This window comes from Streptomyces sp. NPDC043746 (genome assembly GCF_056436485.1).
The window spans coordinates 25770-43202 of record NZ_JBWKCM010000012.1 but is presented as its reverse complement, the minus strand read 5'-3'; the positions used below and the strand labels follow the sequence as shown (position 1 = coordinate 43202).

At 69.1% G+C, this 17433-nt stretch carries 17 protein-coding genes; 16 read left to right on the top strand and 1 reads right to left on the bottom strand.

Annotated elements, in window-relative coordinates:
• From AC0682_RS15375 to AC0682_RS15300, 16 genes are all read left to right on the top strand, one after another.
• On the top strand, nt 1-1719 hold the full coding sequence (locus AC0682_RS15375) for a carbamoyltransferase family protein (protein ID WP_478533262.1): 1719 nt from the start codon (nt 1-3) through the stop codon (nt 1717-1719).
• Nucleotides 1716-2768: a glycosyltransferase family protein gene (locus tag AC0682_RS15370; RefSeq protein ID WP_478533261.1), complete on the top strand. Its 1053-nt coding sequence runs from the start codon at nt 1716-1718 to the stop codon at nt 2766-2768. The genes AC0682_RS15375 and AC0682_RS15370 overlap by 4 nt, the downstream gene beginning before the upstream one ends.
• 96 nt (nt 2769-2864) lie before the next feature.
• The gene (locus AC0682_RS15365) at nt 2865-3374 is read left to right on the top strand and encodes a P-loop NTPase family protein (protein WP_381011027.1); all 510 of its coding nucleotides are present in this window, start codon (nt 2865-2867) and stop codon (nt 3372-3374) included.
• Between the two features lie 31 nt (nt 3375-3405).
• On the top strand, nt 3406-4257 hold the full coding sequence (locus AC0682_RS15360) for a class I SAM-dependent methyltransferase (RefSeq protein ID WP_381011029.1): 852 nt from the start codon (nt 3406-3408) through the stop codon (nt 4255-4257).
• Nucleotides 4254-5012 carry a phosphotransferase gene (locus AC0682_RS15355; RefSeq protein ID WP_381011032.1) on the top strand — a complete coding sequence of 253 codons (759 nt, stop codon included), beginning with the start codon at nt 4254-4256 and terminating at the stop codon, nt 5010-5012. The genes AC0682_RS15360 and AC0682_RS15355 overlap by 4 nt, the downstream gene beginning before the upstream one ends.
• Entirely contained in the window at nt 5009-5665 is a 657-nt protein-coding gene (locus AC0682_RS15350; protein ID WP_381011035.1) for a histidine phosphatase family protein, read from the top strand. The genes AC0682_RS15355 and AC0682_RS15350 overlap by 4 nt, the downstream gene beginning before the upstream one ends.
• Nucleotides 5662-6498 (top strand): aminoglycoside phosphotransferase/kinase family protein, encoded by an 837-nt coding sequence (locus AC0682_RS15345; RefSeq protein ID WP_478533259.1) that lies wholly within the window; start codon nt 5662-5664, stop codon nt 6496-6498. The genes AC0682_RS15350 and AC0682_RS15345 overlap by 4 nt, the downstream gene beginning before the upstream one ends.
• Before the next feature lie 35 nt (nt 6499-6533).
• On the top strand, nt 6534-7532 hold the full coding sequence (locus AC0682_RS15340; protein ID WP_478533258.1) for an NAD-dependent epimerase/dehydratase family protein: 999 nt from the start codon (nt 6534-6536) through the stop codon (nt 7530-7532).
• 31 nt (nt 7533-7563) lie between these two features.
• Nucleotides 7564-8685, top strand: coding sequence for an adenosylhomocysteinase (locus tag AC0682_RS15335; RefSeq protein ID WP_478533257.1), 1122 nt, complete (start codon nt 7564-7566; stop codon nt 8683-8685).
• The gene (locus AC0682_RS15330) at nt 8682-9242 is read left to right on the top strand and encodes an NUDIX hydrolase (protein ID WP_478533256.1); all 561 of its coding nucleotides are present in this window, start codon (nt 8682-8684) and stop codon (nt 9240-9242) included. The genes AC0682_RS15335 and AC0682_RS15330 overlap by 4 nt, the downstream gene beginning before the upstream one ends.
• Nucleotides 9243-9273: 31 nt before the next feature.
• Nucleotides 9274-10038 (top strand): 3-deoxy-manno-octulosonate cytidylyltransferase, encoded by a 765-nt coding sequence (locus tag AC0682_RS15325; RefSeq protein WP_381011050.1) that lies wholly within the window; start codon nt 9274-9276, stop codon nt 10036-10038.
• A gap of 85 nt (nt 10039-10123) precedes the next feature.
• Nucleotides 10124-11140: an MvdC/MvdD family ATP grasp protein gene (locus AC0682_RS15320; protein WP_478533255.1), complete on the top strand. Its 1017-nt coding sequence runs from the start codon at nt 10124-10126 to the stop codon at nt 11138-11140.
• Between the two features lie 50 nt (nt 11141-11190).
• The gene (locus AC0682_RS15315; protein WP_478533254.1) at nt 11191-12108 is read left to right on the top strand and encodes an exonuclease/endonuclease/phosphatase family protein; all 918 of its coding nucleotides are present in this window, start codon (nt 11191-11193) and stop codon (nt 12106-12108) included.
• Between the two features lie 1024 nt (nt 12109-13132).
• Nucleotides 13133-13759 (top strand): hypothetical protein, encoded by a 627-nt coding sequence (locus tag AC0682_RS15310; RefSeq protein WP_478533253.1) that lies wholly within the window; start codon nt 13133-13135, stop codon nt 13757-13759.
• A gap of 3 nt (nt 13760-13762) precedes the next feature.
• Nucleotides 13763-14911 carry an MAB_1171c family putative transporter gene (locus tag AC0682_RS15305; protein ID WP_478533252.1) on the top strand — a complete coding sequence of 383 codons (1149 nt, stop codon included), beginning with the start codon at nt 13763-13765 and terminating at the stop codon, nt 14909-14911.
• Nucleotides 14905-16092, top strand: coding sequence for an amidohydrolase family protein (locus AC0682_RS15300; RefSeq protein WP_478533250.1), 1188 nt, complete (start codon nt 14905-14907; stop codon nt 16090-16092). Before AC0682_RS15305 ends, AC0682_RS15300 begins: the two co-directional genes overlap by 7 nt.
• Before the next feature lie 56 nt (nt 16093-16148).
• On the opposite strand, the gene AC0682_RS15295 is transcribed toward AC0682_RS15300, so the two are convergent.
• A complete protein-coding gene (locus AC0682_RS15295) occupies nt 16149-17042 on the bottom strand; it encodes a helix-turn-helix domain-containing protein (RefSeq protein WP_478533249.1) in 894 nt (297 codons plus the stop codon).
• Nucleotides 17043-17433: the final 391 nt, after the last annotated feature.

The window sequence follows — 17433 nt, the reverse complement described above, 5'->3', positions numbered from 1 at the left end:
ATGAAGCGCACCCCCTCCGTCGTCCTCGGCCTGTGCTCGTACACCCACGACTCCTCGGCCGCCCTTCTCGTCGACGGTGAACTCGTCGGCTTCGTCGAGGAGGAACGCCTCTCCGAGCAGAAGCACACCAAGCTCTACCCGGCTCGCGCCGTGGGCTGGCTCCTCGACCAGGCCAAGCTGAGCGCCAGCGACGTGGACGCCGTCGCTTACAACTTCCAGCCCGCCCGCTACCTCGCCGAGTCGCCCGTCGCCCTGCGCATGGCGCTCTCGTCGGCCACACGCGACCGCAGCCTGGCTCGCGCCCACGGGTTCGCCAAGGTCGCCCTGCGCACCCGGCGGCGGCTGCGCGTCCTCGGCAGCCAGTTCCCCTCGGCCCGCGTCACATCGGTCCTGCACCACCGAGCCCACCAGCTCACGGCCTACGCCGCCTCCGGCTGGGACGAAGCGGCCGTACTCGTCGTCGACAGCCTCGGCGAGCGGCAGACCACCACGATCGCCCACGGCCACGGCGTTCAGCACCCCCGCGTCCACACCCTGGAAGCGATCAACGACCCGGCCTCCCTCGGCTACGTGTACGGCGCCGTCACCGAGCACCTGGGCTGGCGGCGGGGCGACGAGGAAGGCACCGTCATGGCGCTGGCCGCCCTCGGCGACCCAGCCCGCTTCCGGCACCTGTTCACCACGGCCGTCCGCACGACGGCCACGGGCTTTCGCATCCACCCCGGCTACTTCCCGACGCGCACCCTCACCTCGGGATACCCGAGGACATCCCGGCGATTCGTCGCCGAGACCTGCCCCGAGCGGCACCCGAGCGAGCCGCTCACCGACGTCCACCGAGACCTGGCGGCTGCCCTCCAGGAACGGACCGAGCAGGTGATGGTTCACCTTGCCCGCCGCGCCCGTGTGCTCACCGGCTCCCGGCGCCTGTGCGTGGGCGGCGGCGTCGCCACGAACTGCGTCAGCATCGGGAAGATCATCGAGGCTGACATCTTCGACGAGGTGTTCGTCCCGCCGGCGCCCGGAGACGCCGGAACCGCCATCGGGGCCGCCCTCGCCGTGCATGTCGATGGGCGCAGCCCTCGCCCGGTCGCCGGCATCGCCCGCCGCTGTTACCTCGGCCCCTCCTACGAGGACCAGCCCCTCGACCTGACCCCTTGGCCCGGCCTGCGCCAGAAGACCCTCGGCATCGAGACCGCCGAGTTCCTCGCCGACCAGCTCGCCCACGGCATGATCGCCGGACTGTTCCAGGGAGGCGTTGAGGCCGGGCCGCGTGCCCTGGGCAACCGCTCGATCCTCGCCTCCCCGCTGGAGCCCGGCGTCGTCGAGCGGCTCAACGCCACCGTGAAGTTCCGCGAGCCGTTCCGGCCCTTCGCCCCCATGGTCCCGGCCGAGCGCGCCGCCGAGTTCTTCGCTCTCGGCCAGCCGGCCCCGTACATGTCCATGGCCTCCGGGGTGACGGACCTGACGCACGAGCGGGTGCCGGCGATCGTGCACGCCAACGGCACCTCCCGCCTGCAGACCGTCACCCGGTCGCAGAACCCGTTCATACACGCGGTGCTGACCGCCTTCGGCCGCCGAACCGGCATCCCCGTGCTGATCAACACCTCCCTCAACGTCAAGGGCAAGCCGATCTGCGGGACACCCGAGATGGCCCTGGACTGCCTGGCCAACTCCGGCCTCGACGCCCTGCTCCTCGAAGGGCGGTGGATCACGAAATGAAGATCGGGTACAGCTTCTGGGGCTTCCTCGGCAACGGCGTCACCGACACCCCCGACGGAGGCCGCAGCCACCGCCGCCCCTTCATCGACGCCCTCCTTGCCCGCGGTCACGAGATCGTCTTCCTCCAGCCCGACCGCGACCGCCTCGAAGCCGGTGACGACCTCGGCGGCCCGTACACCTTCGACGACGGCTTGCCCGGCATCGACGCCCTGTTCCTGGAGTGGCGCTGGGCCATCCCCGGCCGCAACACCACCGTGTGCGGCAGCGAGGGGCACACCTGCGACCTCCACCGGCAGGCACAGCTCATCGACCACTACACGGTCCGGTCCCAGACGCCCACCGTCATCTGGGACAAGGACCGCACCCTGCGCGCCGAGAGCGTGTGGCGCCGTACGGCCCACACCCGCGTCTGCGAGGCCGCGCTCGCCCCGACGCTCGGCGCGCACTCGCTGCTCTTCCCCGTCGCCGAGGACCTCCTCGCCCAGGCTGATCCCCTCACCCTGGCGGCGCGGCCCCGGGATCTCGCGCTCGGCTACGTGGGCAACCAGTACGACCGCGACGAGCCCTTCGACCGCTTCTTCGCCCCGGCAGCCGCCCGCGTCGAGCACCTGGTCGCCGGGAAGTGGGCGAAGACCGGCCGCTGGCCGCACGTCCGCTTCGCGGGCCGGATCCCGTTCGAGGACGCCGCCGGCGTCTACGGCCGGTCCCTGGCCACGGTGCTCATGCTGCCCGAGCGGTACGCCGCCGTCGGGCAGATGACCCAGCGCATCTTCGAGGCCGTGCTCGCTGGCTGCCTGCCGCTGGCCCCGGCGGACATCCGCTTCGCCGACCGGTTCGTCCCGAAGGAACTGGTCGTGCGCTCCGGCGACGACGTCCTCAAACGCCTCTCCTATCTGAGCGAGATCGCCGGTACCGAGCAGCACGCCGCCCTGATCGCCGCATGTGTGGACCGCCTGCGCCTGTTCGGCCTGTGCAGGCAGGTCAACACCCTGGAGTCCGTCCTGCACGGCCTCCTCCAGACCACGGCGACCGAGCGGGGAGCTGCCTGATGCAGACCGCTCGATCGACCACGGCGCGCGGGTCCTCCGGGCGCGTCCCGGAGGATGGGTCCGCCGGACACCCGAACCTCTCTACGCTGGAGCACCATGAAGAAGGTCGCCATCGTCGGCTGCGGAGGCAGCGGCAAATCCCACGTGGCCCGCGAACTGGGCAGGATCCTCGATGCCCCGGTGACGCACCTGGACGCCGCGTTCTACGACGGCGAGTGGAACCCGTTGCCCATGGACAAGTTCACCGACGTCCAGCGCGAGCTGGTCGCGCAGCCGCGGTGGGTGATCGACGGCAACTACAACTCGACGCTGCAGGTACGGCTCGAAGCCTGCGACACGGTGGTCCTGATGGACGTGTCGACCGTGGCGGCGCTGTACGGGATCTTCTCCCGGCAGATCCGGCACGGGGCCGGGCACAAGGGCAACGGGGTGCACAACCGCATCCACTGGGGCGTGATCAAGTACGTCGCCACGTACCGGCGCAAGATGCGGCCCCGCGTGATGGCGAAGATCGAGGAGTTCGGCGCCGGTGCCGATGTGGTGCTGCTGGCCAATCGGCGTCAGACGCGCCGCTGGCTGCGGAAGGTAGCCGCCGAGCAGTCCTGACCGGTCCGCGCCCCCGGTCAGGGGGTGCGGCATGAACGAGCCCAACCCGTTCCTGGACCCGGCCCGGCAGCGGGAGCTGTACGGGCACGCCTCGCGGCTGGCCGGGCGGACCAGCGCCCTGATGAGTGCCAAGACTGCCGGAAACCCGGTGCCCGAGACGATCGTCAGCCTGGTGCAGACCCACCACGCCCGGCCCGACCGGCTGGGCGTGGTGCTCGACATCGGCTGCGGTCGCGGCACGAGCAGCCTCGTCATCGCCGAGCAGCTCCGGGCCAAGCGCGTCGTAGGCCTTGACGCCGCCCCCTCCCTGCTCGCCCAGGCCCGCGAGCGCGCCAGGGACCTGCCCGACAGCACGGTGGAGTTCGTCGAAGCCGACTTCCACGACCTCCCCCTGCCCGACGGGTCGAGCGACATCGTCGTCGCGGCGTTCTGCCTCTACCACTCGCCGCACCCCGAGGACGTCGTCGGGCAGATCGCCAGGGTCCTCGCGCCCGGAGGTCTGGCCGTGCTCGTCACCAAGGGCCTCGACAGCTACCGAGAGATGGACCAGCTGGTCGCCTCCGCCGGCCTCGATGCTCGTGCCGCCCGGCACGAGAGCCTCTACACGGCAGCCCACAGCGGCAACCTCGCCGACGTGGCCGCCTCCTCTCTCGACGTGATCGCCGTCCTGGACGAGGAACACGTCTTCACCTTCGACGGCCACGACCACACGGCGCAGTACCTGGCCACCAACCCCAAGTACGACTTGGCGCCCGGCCTGTACGGCAACCCCGGTGCCCTGGCGGCGACCCTGCATGAGTTCCTTCCCGACCGGCCGCTGACCACCCGGTCCCTGATCACCTTCGTCGTCGCACAGCCGAAGGAAGAAGGAGAGCCGGCATGAGCCCCGCCCCGTTCACCAAGCACTACGCGGAACCCGAGCGCGCGGCGGGGGCGGTGCGCCACTACCGGTGGCTCACCGCGCACGCCAAGCCGCTGAGGCAGCCGGCTCTCCACACTGCCGGGCCACAGTCCCTGACGTTCGAACGGATCGAGGGCCGCCCCGTACGTCCCGAGGACCTCCCGCGCGTGGCGGAACTGCTCGGCCACGCCCACGGTGCCGCCTGGGCCAGCGACCTGCACTCCGTGTCGCTGGACACCCCGCACCACTTCGAGGACGGCACGCAGTTCGACGACTACCTCGGGCCCCGGAGGATCGCTCTGCGGCGACGCCACGAGCAGGGCTACCTGCCGAACAAGACGGCGTTGCACGCGATGCTCGGCCTGCTGGAAGCGACCGCCGAGGGACTTTGCGCCTTCTACAAGGACAGCAACCCGCGGAACTTCATCATCACCGCGCAAGACATCGTCGCCGTCGACACCGACGACCTGTCCCTCGCCCCGCTGGGCTACGACCTCGCCAAGCTCGTCGCGACGCTCCACCTGACCTACGGGCCGCTCACGGACCAAGCCGTCACCACCGCCCTGCTCGCGTACAACGCGGCAGCCCGACGCTACGACGCCCGGCTGGGCACGACGGACCGGGGCCAGCTCGACAGCTTCCTGGGCCTGCACGCCGTGCTCACCGCACCGTACGTCGGCCGCAACGGCTACCACTACAGCCTGCCCCTCCGCTTCACGCACCGAGGAGCCTCATGATCACCACCGAACTCGTCTTCGTCCGGCACGGCCAAGCCCAGTGCAACGCCGACGGCCTCGTCGGGGGCCCGCGCACCTGCACCGGCCTGACCAACCTCGGGTACGCCCAAGCCGAACAGGCCGCACGCCGCCTGGCCACCGAGCACCTGAAGAAGCCCTTCGACGTCATCTACACCGGCCCGCGGATCCGCCTCGTCCAGACCGGCGAGATCATCGCCCAGACGCTCCAGATCCCTGTGCACCACGACGACCGACTCGACGGACCGGTCCACGGCGACGCCGACGGCAGGCCCTGGGACGCGGTGAAGACGGCCGCCGACGGCGGGCCGCACGCCCACCCCGACACACCCTGGGCCAACGGCTCCGACACCTGGAACGGGTACCTGGAGCGCGCCGGCAGGAACTTGAGCCAGCTCATCAAGGAGAACCACGGCAAGCGCGTCGTCTTCGCCGCCCACGGGGAGACGGTGATCACCGCCCACACCCTGCTGCTCGGCATCCCGATCGGCTCGCCGTCCGGGTTCACCCACAACCACGCCTCCATCACCCGCTGGCAGCACCACCGCAACCGCCTGGGCCAGACCCGCTGGATGCTCGACCGGCACAACGACACCGAGCACCTCAGTCTCCTCACGCCGGAGCCGACTCCGTGATCGCGACCGCGGACGACCCCCGGATACGACTGGCGCACCACCTCCTCGGCGCAGTCGACATCGCAGCGGACCCCGCGCTCCCGCCCCGCGTGGTGCGCCTGGTGGCCGGGGACGGGCGTCAGTTCATCGCGAAGCAGCACGCGGAGCGAGACCGGTACGCCGGAGAACTCCACGCCTATGAGGCGTGGGTCCGCCATCTGACCGGTCACGCGCCGGAGTTGGTCGGCCGGGATGACGCCACCCGCACCCTGCTGCTCACCGCACTCGCAGGCGACCGCGCGGACACCGTCGCTCCCGGCTCGCCCGAGGAGGAACTGGCCCACCACGAGGCCGGGCACGTGCTGGGCAAGCTGCACCGGGCCACCGCCATGCCCCAGGGCGGAGCCGTCGGCGCCTCGCTCGCCGAGCGGTTCCAGCGTTGGATCGACCGGGCCGTCCGAGCCGACCTGCTCGACGCGGCCGAGGAGAACCTGCTGAAGCACCACGCGGCGATCTTGGGCGCCAGCTACATGGACAGTGCGATCTGCCACCTCGACTACCAGCCGCGCAACTGGCTGCTCGGCGACATCTTCGGCATCTACGACTTCGAGCACATGCGACGCGACGCCCGGGTCCGCGACTTCGCCCGGCTCGAATTCCGACGCTGGCAGGCCGCACCCCACCTCCGCACCGCCTTCTTCCACGGCTACGGGCGTCCGCCGAACGACACCGAGCGACGCCTCCTGGAGTCCTTCGGCGCTATCGAGGCGGCCACAGCCCTGGTCAAGGGCCACAAAGAGAACGACGCCGCCCTCAGCGCGCACGGCAGAACCGTCCTGTCCCGGCTCACCTGACCTACCCCTTCGACGACACCTCTCTGGAGATCCCCGTGCCACAGCACGAGCAGCCCCCGACCAATGCTGCCCCCCGACGGGCCGTGGTGACCGGCTCCGCCGGATTCATCGGCTCCCACCTCGCCCACGTCCTCGTCCAGGCCGGCACCACCGTGATCGGCGTGGACCGTCGAGATCCGTCCACCGACCCGACGGCCGCCGCCAACCTCGCCGCGCTGCGAGGACTCCAGGGATACCACCACGTCACGGCCGACCTCCTCCACTGCGCCATCGACCCCCTTCTGATCGACGCCGACGCGGTCTTCCACCTCGCCGGCATCCCCGGCGTGCGGCCCTCCTGGGGACCGCAGTTCGGCGACTACCTCGCGTCCAACGTGCTGGCCACCCACCGCGTCCTCGAAGCCTCCACCCGGATCGGCGTCCCCCGACTGGCCGTCGCCTCCTCCTCCAGCGTCTACGGTCCGACCGACGGCGACGCGAGCCGCGAGACCGACCGCCCCAATCCCGCCTCCCCATACGCCGTGACCAAGCTGGCCGAGGAGCAGCTCTGCCTCGCCTATGCCCAGCGCCCCGGTGGCCCCACCGTCGTCGCCCTGCGGTACTTCACCGTCTACGGCCCCCGGCAGCGCGCCGACATGTTCACCCATCGCGCCCTGTACGCCGCCCTGACCGGACAGCCCCTGCGCCTGTACGGAGACGGTCACCAGCGCCGCGACTTCACCTACATCGACGACGCGGTCGCCGCCACGATCGCCGCCGGCGTCGTCCCGAACGCTCACGGCCCCATCAACGTCGGCGGCGGCTCGAACGCATCGCTGCTGGACGTGATCGACATCGCCAACAGCCTCACCGGCCGCGAGATCCAGCTCCACCAGGACCACGTGCGCAACGGGGACGTCCTGCTCACGCGCGCAGACCCCGGCCGCGCGGGAGAGGTCCTCGGCTGGCAGCCGCGCGTCGACCTCCACAGCGGACTGCGCGCCCACATGCAGGCTCTGGCCGCCCCGGTTCCGGACTACAGCCGGGCCGCGTAGCCCTACGCCTCGGAACCTGAGAGGAATGCTCATGGAAACTCCCGAGCGAGCACGGCTGGACGCCTTCTTCCGGAGGATCACCGCGCAGTTCCCTGCCGGGCAGGCGATCACGACGCTGGTCATCACCCACCTGCTCCCGGAACGCCCCGCGTTCTTGCGCGCTATGACCGCGGTGTCCACGATCGGTGCCGTCCTACCCAAGCCCCGGTCGATCCACCAGCCGACCCTCGACACCGTCCGCCACACCCTGCCGGTCCACAACCTGACCCGGGAGCGGTTCACCGACGAGTCCCAAGCCCTGCACTATCTGGAGGACACGGCCGGCGGCCAAGACGTCGTCCTGGTCGACATCGGCGGGTACTTCGCGCCCAGCCTCGACACCCTCGTGAACAAGTTCTCCGGCCGCATCCTCGGCGTCGTCGAGGACACCGAGAACGGGCACCAGCGGTACGCGGCCCTCGGCTCGCTCCCGTGCCCGGTCGTGTCCGTGGCCCGCTCACCGCTCAAGGACTGCGAGGACCACCTCGTCGGCCGGTCCATCGTGTTCTCTACCGACGCCCTCGTCCGCGCCCGCGGGGACATCCTCACGAGCCGCAGCGCCTGCGTCATCGGCTTCGGCAAGATCGGTCGCTCGATTGCGCAGACCCTGCGTGCCCAGGACCTGCGCGTCACCGTGTACGACAACGACGCGGTCAAGCGGGTACAGGCGCACGCCCTCGGCTTCCACACCAGCGCGTCCACCACCGAGGCCGTCCACGACGCGGATCTCGTCCTGTGCGCCACCGGCAATCTCGCCCTCCGGCACGACGATTTCGCCGCCCTGCGCAACGGCGCGTACCTCGGATCGGTGACCTCCTCCGAGGACGAACTCGAACTGGGCAGCCTCGACGACCTCTACGAACGTCAGTCCGTCGGACCCCAGTTGACCCGGTACGAGGTCACCGGCCACTACTTCTACGTTCTTGCCGACGGCGGTGCCGTCAACTTCGTGCACGGCGCCGCCGTCGGCACCTACATCCACCTCGTCCAGGCCGAGATACTCGCCGCCACCGCCGCACTCAGCCACGCGCGGCTCCAGTCCGGACTGCACGAGATGCCGGCGGCCGACCGCGACACCATCGCCAGAACCTGGCTCCGCCACTTCGAAAGGTGACCTCGTTGCCACCCTCCACCGGACACGTCCGTGCCGTCACCGAGGCGTACCTCGCCCGCCACCCGGACGAGCGCGCCTCCCTGACGATGCTGTTCGACGTACTCGCGGGCGCGGACGATCCCACCAGCCGCAAGACCTTCCCCGCCCACGTGACCTGCAGCGCCATCGTCATCAACGGTGAACGGCACGTGCTCCACATCCTGCACAAGGCGTCCGGGAAACTTTTGGCGCCCGGCGGGCACAACGAACCGTCCGACCAGCGCCTGCGCGACACCGCCCTGCGCGAACTGCACGAGGAGGCCGGCATCCCGCCGAGCGCCGTGGTTCCCCTCGCCGGCTACGAGGACATCCCCCTCGACATCGACGTGCACGCGATCGACGCGAACCCGTCGAAGAACGAGCCGGCCCACCACCACGTGGACTTCCGCTGGGCCTTCCAACTCGCGACCGATCACGCGGTGGTGCTGCAGGAGGAGGAGGTCGACGGCTACCAGTGGCGGCCGTTCGCGACCACTTCCTCACCCACCGTCCGCGCCAAGCTCGCCCAGCTCACCTGAAGCCCTCGAACCCGACCACCAGGAGGACGCCGTGGCCGCCACCACAGCCCGACAGACCGACGCCGAACGGCGCCGGCACATCGCCGTCATACCGTGCCGCTGGGGTGCCTCCCGCTTCCCCGGCAAACCACTGGCCCTCCTCGGCGGCAAGCCGCTGCTCTGGCACGTCCACCAGCGCTGCCTGGAAGCCAAACGCCTCGACGGAGCCATCGTCGCCACGGACGACGAACGCATCGAAGCGGCGTGCCGCGAACTCGGCATCGACTGCATCCGCACCGGGGAGCACCTCACCGGCACCGACCGCGTCGCAGAGGTCGCCGAGCGCCTCCCGGCCGACGGATACATCAACGTCCAGGGCGACGAGCCGTTCATCTCGCCGACCGCCATCAACGACGTCTCCGAGGCCCTGGAATTCACTCCGCCCGGCACCTTCGCCGTGAACGCCTACACCGAGCTGGTCGACGTCGGCGCCGTCCTGGACCACAACGTCGTCAAGGTTGTCGTCACGGCCCGCAGCGAGGCCCTCATGTTCTCGCGCCAGCCCATCCCGTACCCCAGGGGCGACCGGCCGAAGTACCTGCGCCAACTGGGTCTCTACGGCTTCACCGGCCAGGCTCTCCAGCACTTCCGGCGGCTCCAGCAGGGGCCCTTGGAGCGTGCCGAGGGAGTGGAGATGCTGCGCTTCGTCGAACACGGCCACGCCGTGCGGATGGTGCCCGTCCTGGACGACGGGGTGGCAGTAGACACCCCCGAGGATCTAGCGCGCGCCGAGCGACTACTCGACCAGAGCCACTGAGCCGTCGACACGAACTCAACCGTGCCCGCTGAACGGTTCGTTGCCATCTTCGACCATCAACTAGGTGCATTACGGGAGGGGTTACGTGAGCTCGATTCAGACCGACGGCAACACCGTCCTGGTCATCACCGCCCGGAACTCCGATACCGGGGACGCGGTCACCTTGGCCCTCCAGGGCCTCGGTGTCCGCACCGTCCGCTTCGACCTCGCCGATCTGGGCCGCACGGTCAGCGTGAGCGCGCGGTGCGACGCCGGCCAGTGGCAAGGATCGCTCACCGTCAGGTCCCGGGTCACTAAACTGCGCGACGTATGGTCCGTGTTCTGGTGCCACCCGACGCCCCCACGGGTCTGGGGCGACGGCATGACCCAGGCGCAGATGCAGTGGGCCTCCCAGGAGGCGCTTGCCGGATTGGCCGGGGTGCTCGGCACTCTGGACTGCCTCCACGTCAACCGCCCGTCGGACATCCGCCGGGCACAGATCAAGGTTGGTGTGGTCGCTGCCGCTGAACGGGCCGGGCTGACCGTACCGCCCACGTGGATCGGGAGTCTCCCGTCCGGCGCTCGCCGGTTCAACCTCGGCGCCCCGGACGGCATCGTCACCAAGACGCTCACCGTCCCGCAGATCACGGAGGACGACCATCGCGTCCGCCCGCTCTACACGACGCTGGTGGTGGACAGCGACCTGGACGCCGTCGCGACCGGTATCACCCACTTCCAGCACCGCGTCGTCACCGACTACGCCGTGCGCGCCCACGCCATCGGCACCCGGACTATCGCGGTCCGGATCGATGCGCACACCACGGTGGGCCGGACGGACTGGCGAGCCACTCCCGAGTCCCTGACCTCCACGCCGAATACCCTCCCCTCCCCGGTCGCGGACGCCCTGATCGCCTTGGTGCAGTGCTACGGACTCCCCTACGCGGCCAGCGACCTCCTCGTGGACAGCCACGGCAGGTGGTACTTCGTCGACCTCAACCCGGCCGGCCAATACCGGTGGCTGGAGAACGAACTGCCAGACCTTGGCATCACCCAGGCGCTGGCACAGCTCTTGGCCGGAGATTCCGAACGTCCCAGCCGGAACGGCCTTACCGCAGCGGCGTAACAGCTCACCTCCTACCGGACCCATTCCGTACACCGTCTGAAAGGCATTCGATGGCAAAGCTGAGGTTCGTCTGCTGGAACCTGGAGAGAAACGGAGCGGGTGATCCGGAGATTCGGCGGGCCGCCGCCGAGACACTGCGCCGTCTCCAGCCGGACATCGTTCTCCGGCAGGAGATGTTCCGTGCCGACGAGCGCGGACACACGATCTTCAACGAGCAGTGCCGCGAGCTGGACATGCAGGGTGTCCTCGGCCCCGGGGCGTGCACCGCCATCCTCTTCAACCCCCGGCGTCTCAACCTCGTACGCGACTGGTCGGGCGATCGAAGCCCGCACTTCGTGCTTCCGCCTACCGCGATCACTCTGAGCTCCCCGGAGGCCGGACCCGACGCGTCGCCCTTCAACGTGGTCAGCTTTCATTTCGCCTACGCCAGCGCCGAGCAGCGCCAGCTGGAGGCCGAGTGGACGACGACTTGGGCCGACAAGGGCTGGCAGGCTCCTGACGGCAGCCGCCTCGTGCTGCCGGCCATCATCGGCGGCGACGGCAACAGTTACCCGGCGCCGGGTACGGCGGGCGACCTGCCTCTGCCCGACCTCGCCGCCATCCATGACCGGCCTCACCGTCTCCACCGCTCGCGCCGAGGCCCAGGCCTCGATGGTGTCCGGGTCCCTGACACCGAGCCCGACCACACGCTGCGCACTGCGGGCCTCGAAGACGTCGCCCGCCACTGGGCCGAAAAGGGCAATCCTGCCGCACTGGCCCGCACGGTCAACGCCTCCCCGACCCACGGCCCCGACAGCCGGATCGACCGCGTCTATGTCACCACCGGTCTCCTCCCCGCCGTGACCGGCTTCGAGGTGCACGAGGTCCCCCTCGGCGTGTCTGACCACCACATCCCCGTCGTGACCGTCGACAGCAGCGTCTTCGCCGGCCTGCTCACCGGCTACACCCGGACCTTGGCCGGCACTTGACATTCTGAACCCCGCCGTACGCCCCTGCCGATGCAGGCCGTACAGCGGATCAAGCCGGGTTTCCCGGGACGCAGCGTCCGCGTGCTGCACGGTCACGCAGGACCGCGGACTGAGGAAACGTCGCGTCGCCCGCGCCCCGGTTGATGCGGGCTTGAACACCCCGGATCGACGGGCCGGACGCCCGTCTCCGCCCCAGCTGAGGGTCTGGGGCGGAGACGCGCGGGTCCGGCAGCGAAACCCTCCGCCCCTCCTCGGCCGAGGCTCGGCGGCACCATCCACCATCGCCCCCGGCCGCATGGTCCGGTCTTCTTCGCTCGGCGAAGTTTGCGCCTGGTAACAGGTCAAGCGAGGGGTCTTTACCGCGACACGGAGAGGTGGTGCGGCGGATCGACTGACGCGTCCAACCGGATCCTCCATCGAGGTCAAGGAACTGGCTGGATCGCGTCAGTCCGAGCGGTCAGCGCCATTCACACCTTATGTCTGATGGCGGTGCTGTCCGTGCGTGATCGTGTGGTGCATTTGCGCCATTTGTAACCGACCGCATGTCGGGTTTTGCTGTGACGTATCTCGGATTGACAACGGCCTCGCCGTCCGGCGCTCAGGAATGTGGCCATCGCGGCGATTGATGAAATCGCATGTCAGAGCCTTGAGCGACGCGCCCAGATAGGCGTTTTGCGCAGTTTGTGAGGAAGTGGGAGCGCTTCGGCTGAACCGACCGCTGCTGAGTTTTCGGTCAATCTCTGTCTAACCTTTCGCGTACTGTCCAAGAAGTTCCCGAAGGCTCGGCGAGGCGAGTGGTGAAGGCGTTGCTCATTCGCTATAGCGACACATGGACCTCGATGTGGCCCAGGCCCCTGTTGGGCTGCGGCAGTGTCGCGCTGGAGTCAGCTGAAGGGCAACTCCGCGCGCCGGGCCAGAGCGGAGGGAACCGAGAGTCAGCGGCGCGGTCGCGCCTAGCTCGGGGGGCGCTAACCGGTAGAAGGGATTTGTCATGTGGTCTGGGAAGATTCTTCGCACTGAGCCCATGGGCTCGACCCAGGGCGGGGAGTCCCGAAAAGGACTGGGCCGCCGTCGGGCGGTGGAAAAGGATCTGCATCGCTTCCTCCGTCGGGAGCTGCAAGACCTCGGTGTTCATCCCCCGCTGGAGGTGAAGGAGCTGTGCTCGGCGCTCAGCCGTCGGCGCGGGCGGCCCCTCTACCTGCGGGAGGCGCCGCTGCCGAAGCCTGGGCCGACGGGGATGTGGGTCGAGTACGACGACTATGACGTGATCTTGTACCAGCAGGAGACGACGCGTCTGCATCAAGATCACATCAAGCTCCACGAGATAGGGCACATCCTCGTGGCGGAGGCCGAGGACGCCGAGCAGGCGCCGGCCGAAGCGACGGGGCAGACCTCCGCGCTCGACGCCGACGAGGAGTCGGCCGTCTTGGTGGAGGGCTGGGCCGCCATGCTGCCGGTCTTCAATCCCGAGACGATCAAGCGCGTCGCACGCAGGTGCACGTACGACGACGGCGAGGAGTGCTCCGTCGAACTCGCGGCGACGATCATCCTGGAGTGGGCGTCAGTGCTGGACGACGCGACTCCCCTCTCGGAGGACCCGTCTCTGCGGCGTGTGCAGTCGGCCCTCGGAGACCGGCGAGGATGGCTGTAACCCGTGGAACTGCTACTCCTGGGGCTCGTGGGTGCCCTTGCCTGGAAGCTCTACAAGCTGTGGCGAACCCCCCATGACGCGCCTTTGCGATCGGTGACCCTCTGCCTCCTCTGCGCCACGCTTTCCTATCCCATCGCTATGCCGGGAGGCGCGACCGGCGTCGACACGGTTGCGGGGCACGGGGCGGCGAAGTTGGTCCAGAACGTGCTGCTGATCGTCGCGATGTACTTCCTGATGTGCTTCTACCTCTACTCTGCGGCTGATGAGGAAGCGAGCCGTCGCAGGGCGAACAAGGAGGCGGTCGCCGTCGTGGCCGTCGTGGTGGTCATCACCCTGGCTGCCGTGTCGGTGCCGCACGAGGTCTTCGCCGGCAGTTTCAGCACCGCGGACATGACGGTTCCGCAAATCGCTGTCTTCTACGGCGGAGCCGGGTGCTACCTGACGTACGTCCTGGGCCTCGCCGCCCGGTGGACCGGCACCTACGCCCGAATGTCCCGGCGCCCCCATGCAACGGGACTGTGGATGGCGGCCGTTGGCCTGGGCGCAATGGCCGTTGCCTGCGCGATCAGGGCTGTCATCGTGGCCGTCCGCTGGGCGGATATCGACGTACCCCAGCGTCTGATGGCTGCCGTCGCGTTCCTGTTGGTCGCATCCATACTTCTGTTCACGGCTGGCATCACCTACTCGGGGGCCCGCGCCCGAATATCCTCTTCGAAGCTCTGGCTCCAGCACCGACGTGATTACCTCCGCCTCGCCGCCCTCTGGGTCCTGTTGGCTGAGGCGTTCCCCGACAATGTGCTGCCGCCAGCGTCCTCGTCCGCCCACGACCGACGACGTGCTCGGGGAGTCCACCGGCGTTACCACCGCCGCATCGTGGAGATCCGAGACGGCCTGGTCGCCATCAGCCCGTACCTCCTGGTAGACGACACCGGCATCGCAGCGCCCGACGTCGACTCGGATGAGCTGGCATCCCGGCTTCGGCGCGCTTCTGCCCGGATCAAGGATGGAGGCCCCGCACCCCGCCGGGCGGCCCCCCTCGCCATGGCCCTGGGAAGCGATCGAGCGGCGGATGTGAAACAACTGATTGCGGTGTCCGACGCACTGGTGGCAAACCGCGCGACCCCTCTCATGATCAAGGAGACACCATGCTGATTAGCGGAGGACGTGTGCTCGTCGGCACGGGCACGTATCTGGACGACGGCGCTGTCCTGGTCGAGGGCGACTCGATCACGGCTGTGGGGCCGCGCAAGGAGATCGAGGAGCAGGCCGCCGCCGACGTGCCGCGGTCGGTGTTCGACGGCACCCTTCTGCCCGGGTTGATCGACGCTCACGTACACCTCGTTTTCGACGGGAGCCCCGACCCGGTGTCCGCTCTCCAGGACTCGACGGATGAGGCCCTGCTCGCGGACATGCGCCGCCGCGCGGAGGAACTGCTGCTCAGCGGCGTCACCACGGCCCGTGACCTCGGAGACCGGAACGGACTGGCACTTCGCCTAGATGCTGAGATCGCCGATCAGCGCACGCCGGGCCCGAGGATCGTCTCCGCAGGCACGCCCCTGACTACCCCTGGCGGGCACTGCCACTTCCTCGGCGGTGAGGTCTCGGGCGAAGCCGAGATCCGCTCCCTCATCCGCATCAACCTCGAACGAGGCGCTGAGGTCATCAAGTGCATGGTCACTGGCGGCGGCCTCACCCGGGGCGGCCCCGCAAGTCACGAATCCCAGTTCTCCGCAGCGGAACTGCGACTTCTCGTGGATGAGGCTCACGCGGCAGGCGTCCCCGTCGCAGCCCACGCGCACGGAGCCGGCGGCATCGCCGCAGCCGTGGAGGCCGGAGTGGACACCATCGAACACTGCACGTGGATGACCGGCGACGGCCTCGACTTCCGTCGGGACGTGGTGCAGCAGATCATCGACCGTGGCATCACCGTCTGCCCAGCGGTAAGCCCCCACTGGCGGATGCTCCCCGCGATCTTCGGCGAAGAGCGCGCAGCCGGGATGTTCGACCTGGTACGCCAGATGGCAGACGCGGGTGTGAAGCTGATCGCCGGCACGGACGCCGGAGTGCAGCGTGCCACCTTCAACGGCCTGGTACCGGCCCTCTCGTTCTACGCCCACCTCGGCCTGGCGAACGCCGAGATCATCAACATGGCGACGACCGCAGCAGCCACGGCCCTCGGGCTCGGCTCCACAACCGGCCGCATCGCTCCGGGCTACCGCGCGGATCTCATCGTTGTCGAGGGGGACCCGCTCTCGGATCTCGACGCCCTCAAGGACATCAAGGCCGTATTCGCCTCCGGCCGGCGACACGAGCCGAACGCACCAGCTCAGTAATCAGGGCTGACCGAGCCCTGTTCTCCCGGGACCTCCTGAGCCCCGGAGGCAGGGCCTTACCCGTCGTCCTTGGAGCTGACCTCTTTCTCGAACTCGGTCGCCAGGTCCGTCAGGAGCGAGAGAACCTCGGGCGACAGACCCTCCGGGCCGAGACCACGAGCCCGAACCCGTCCGATCTTCCGGTTCCGGGATGCGAGCAACACACGTAGCCCTTGGTACACCTGACGAGCGACGGCCTCGTCCGGCTCGAAGTACATGCGCTCGACGCCGAAGAACTCGGCAAGGCCCTCCAGGACGACGGGGGCCGGGCTGTCGACGTCGCCGGCACCTGTTCGGAGTGCCTCGACCTCATTGGCCGTGACAACCTCTGACCCTGCATGCCGGTTCACCGCCTGCGCAATTTCTCCGTCCCCTGGAGCTGCGCCCGCCGGGTAGGAGTGCTCCAGCAGGAAGCTGATCTTCTCCCCGAGAGCACGGGGATGCTCCTCGGCCTCGGCGGCAGCGACGCTCTCGTCCCCGTCCTCTTCGACGACGTTTCCGAATGAGCGATCCTGAGCTTGCTCCAGCGCCTTCTCTGATACGCCGTACGCCGCTGCCAGCTTCGGCATGTACTTCGGCTTGAGCCGCCGCACGCCGCTCTCGGCCGCAGCCACCGGGCCATCGCTCTTCGTGCCGATGAACTTCGCCACCTCGTACCGGTAGAGGCCCACGTCGCATCGCAAGTCCGTCAGGTCGGGTGAGCCTTCACGGGGGAACAGCTCATCCAGTGGTTTCCCGAGTACACGCGCGATGCCCGGCAGCTTCTCCTGGTCCGGGACGCTTGAGCCCGCCTCCCACCCGGCCACGGTCGACTCCGCAGCCCTGACGGCAGCGCCCACTCCAGCCTGCGAGATCTCGGCAGCCCGTCGTACGGCGCGCACCACTGTTCTGTCGAAGCGGCGAGCTGGCATCGAGACCTCTTTTTCGTACGAGTCGAAGAACTATCGGCTCGTTGACCTTTCGCGCGAACCGGGATAGCTTCAGACTACCGAAAAACGGGGTGCCGTGCATCCCTCCCGGCCAGGCTGCGTGCCTGCCGAGGGCGTGAGACTGAGGAGGAGATCACCTCCTTCGGCGTGCCCGGCAAGAGGGGCTGCCGACCGAACACGGGTCAGGGAGGAGGCGGGGGATGCACGCCAACGGCCCGTAACGCGATGAAGCAACGAAGAACCGGCGCCCGGGAGTTACCAGCTCCCAAGCGCCGGGCCGGCACCCCGAAGGGCGCCGATTCACATCTCGCGGGCGGCGGGGCTTTTGCACGAGAACCACCGCACCGCGCTCCTACAAACCACGGAGTATCGC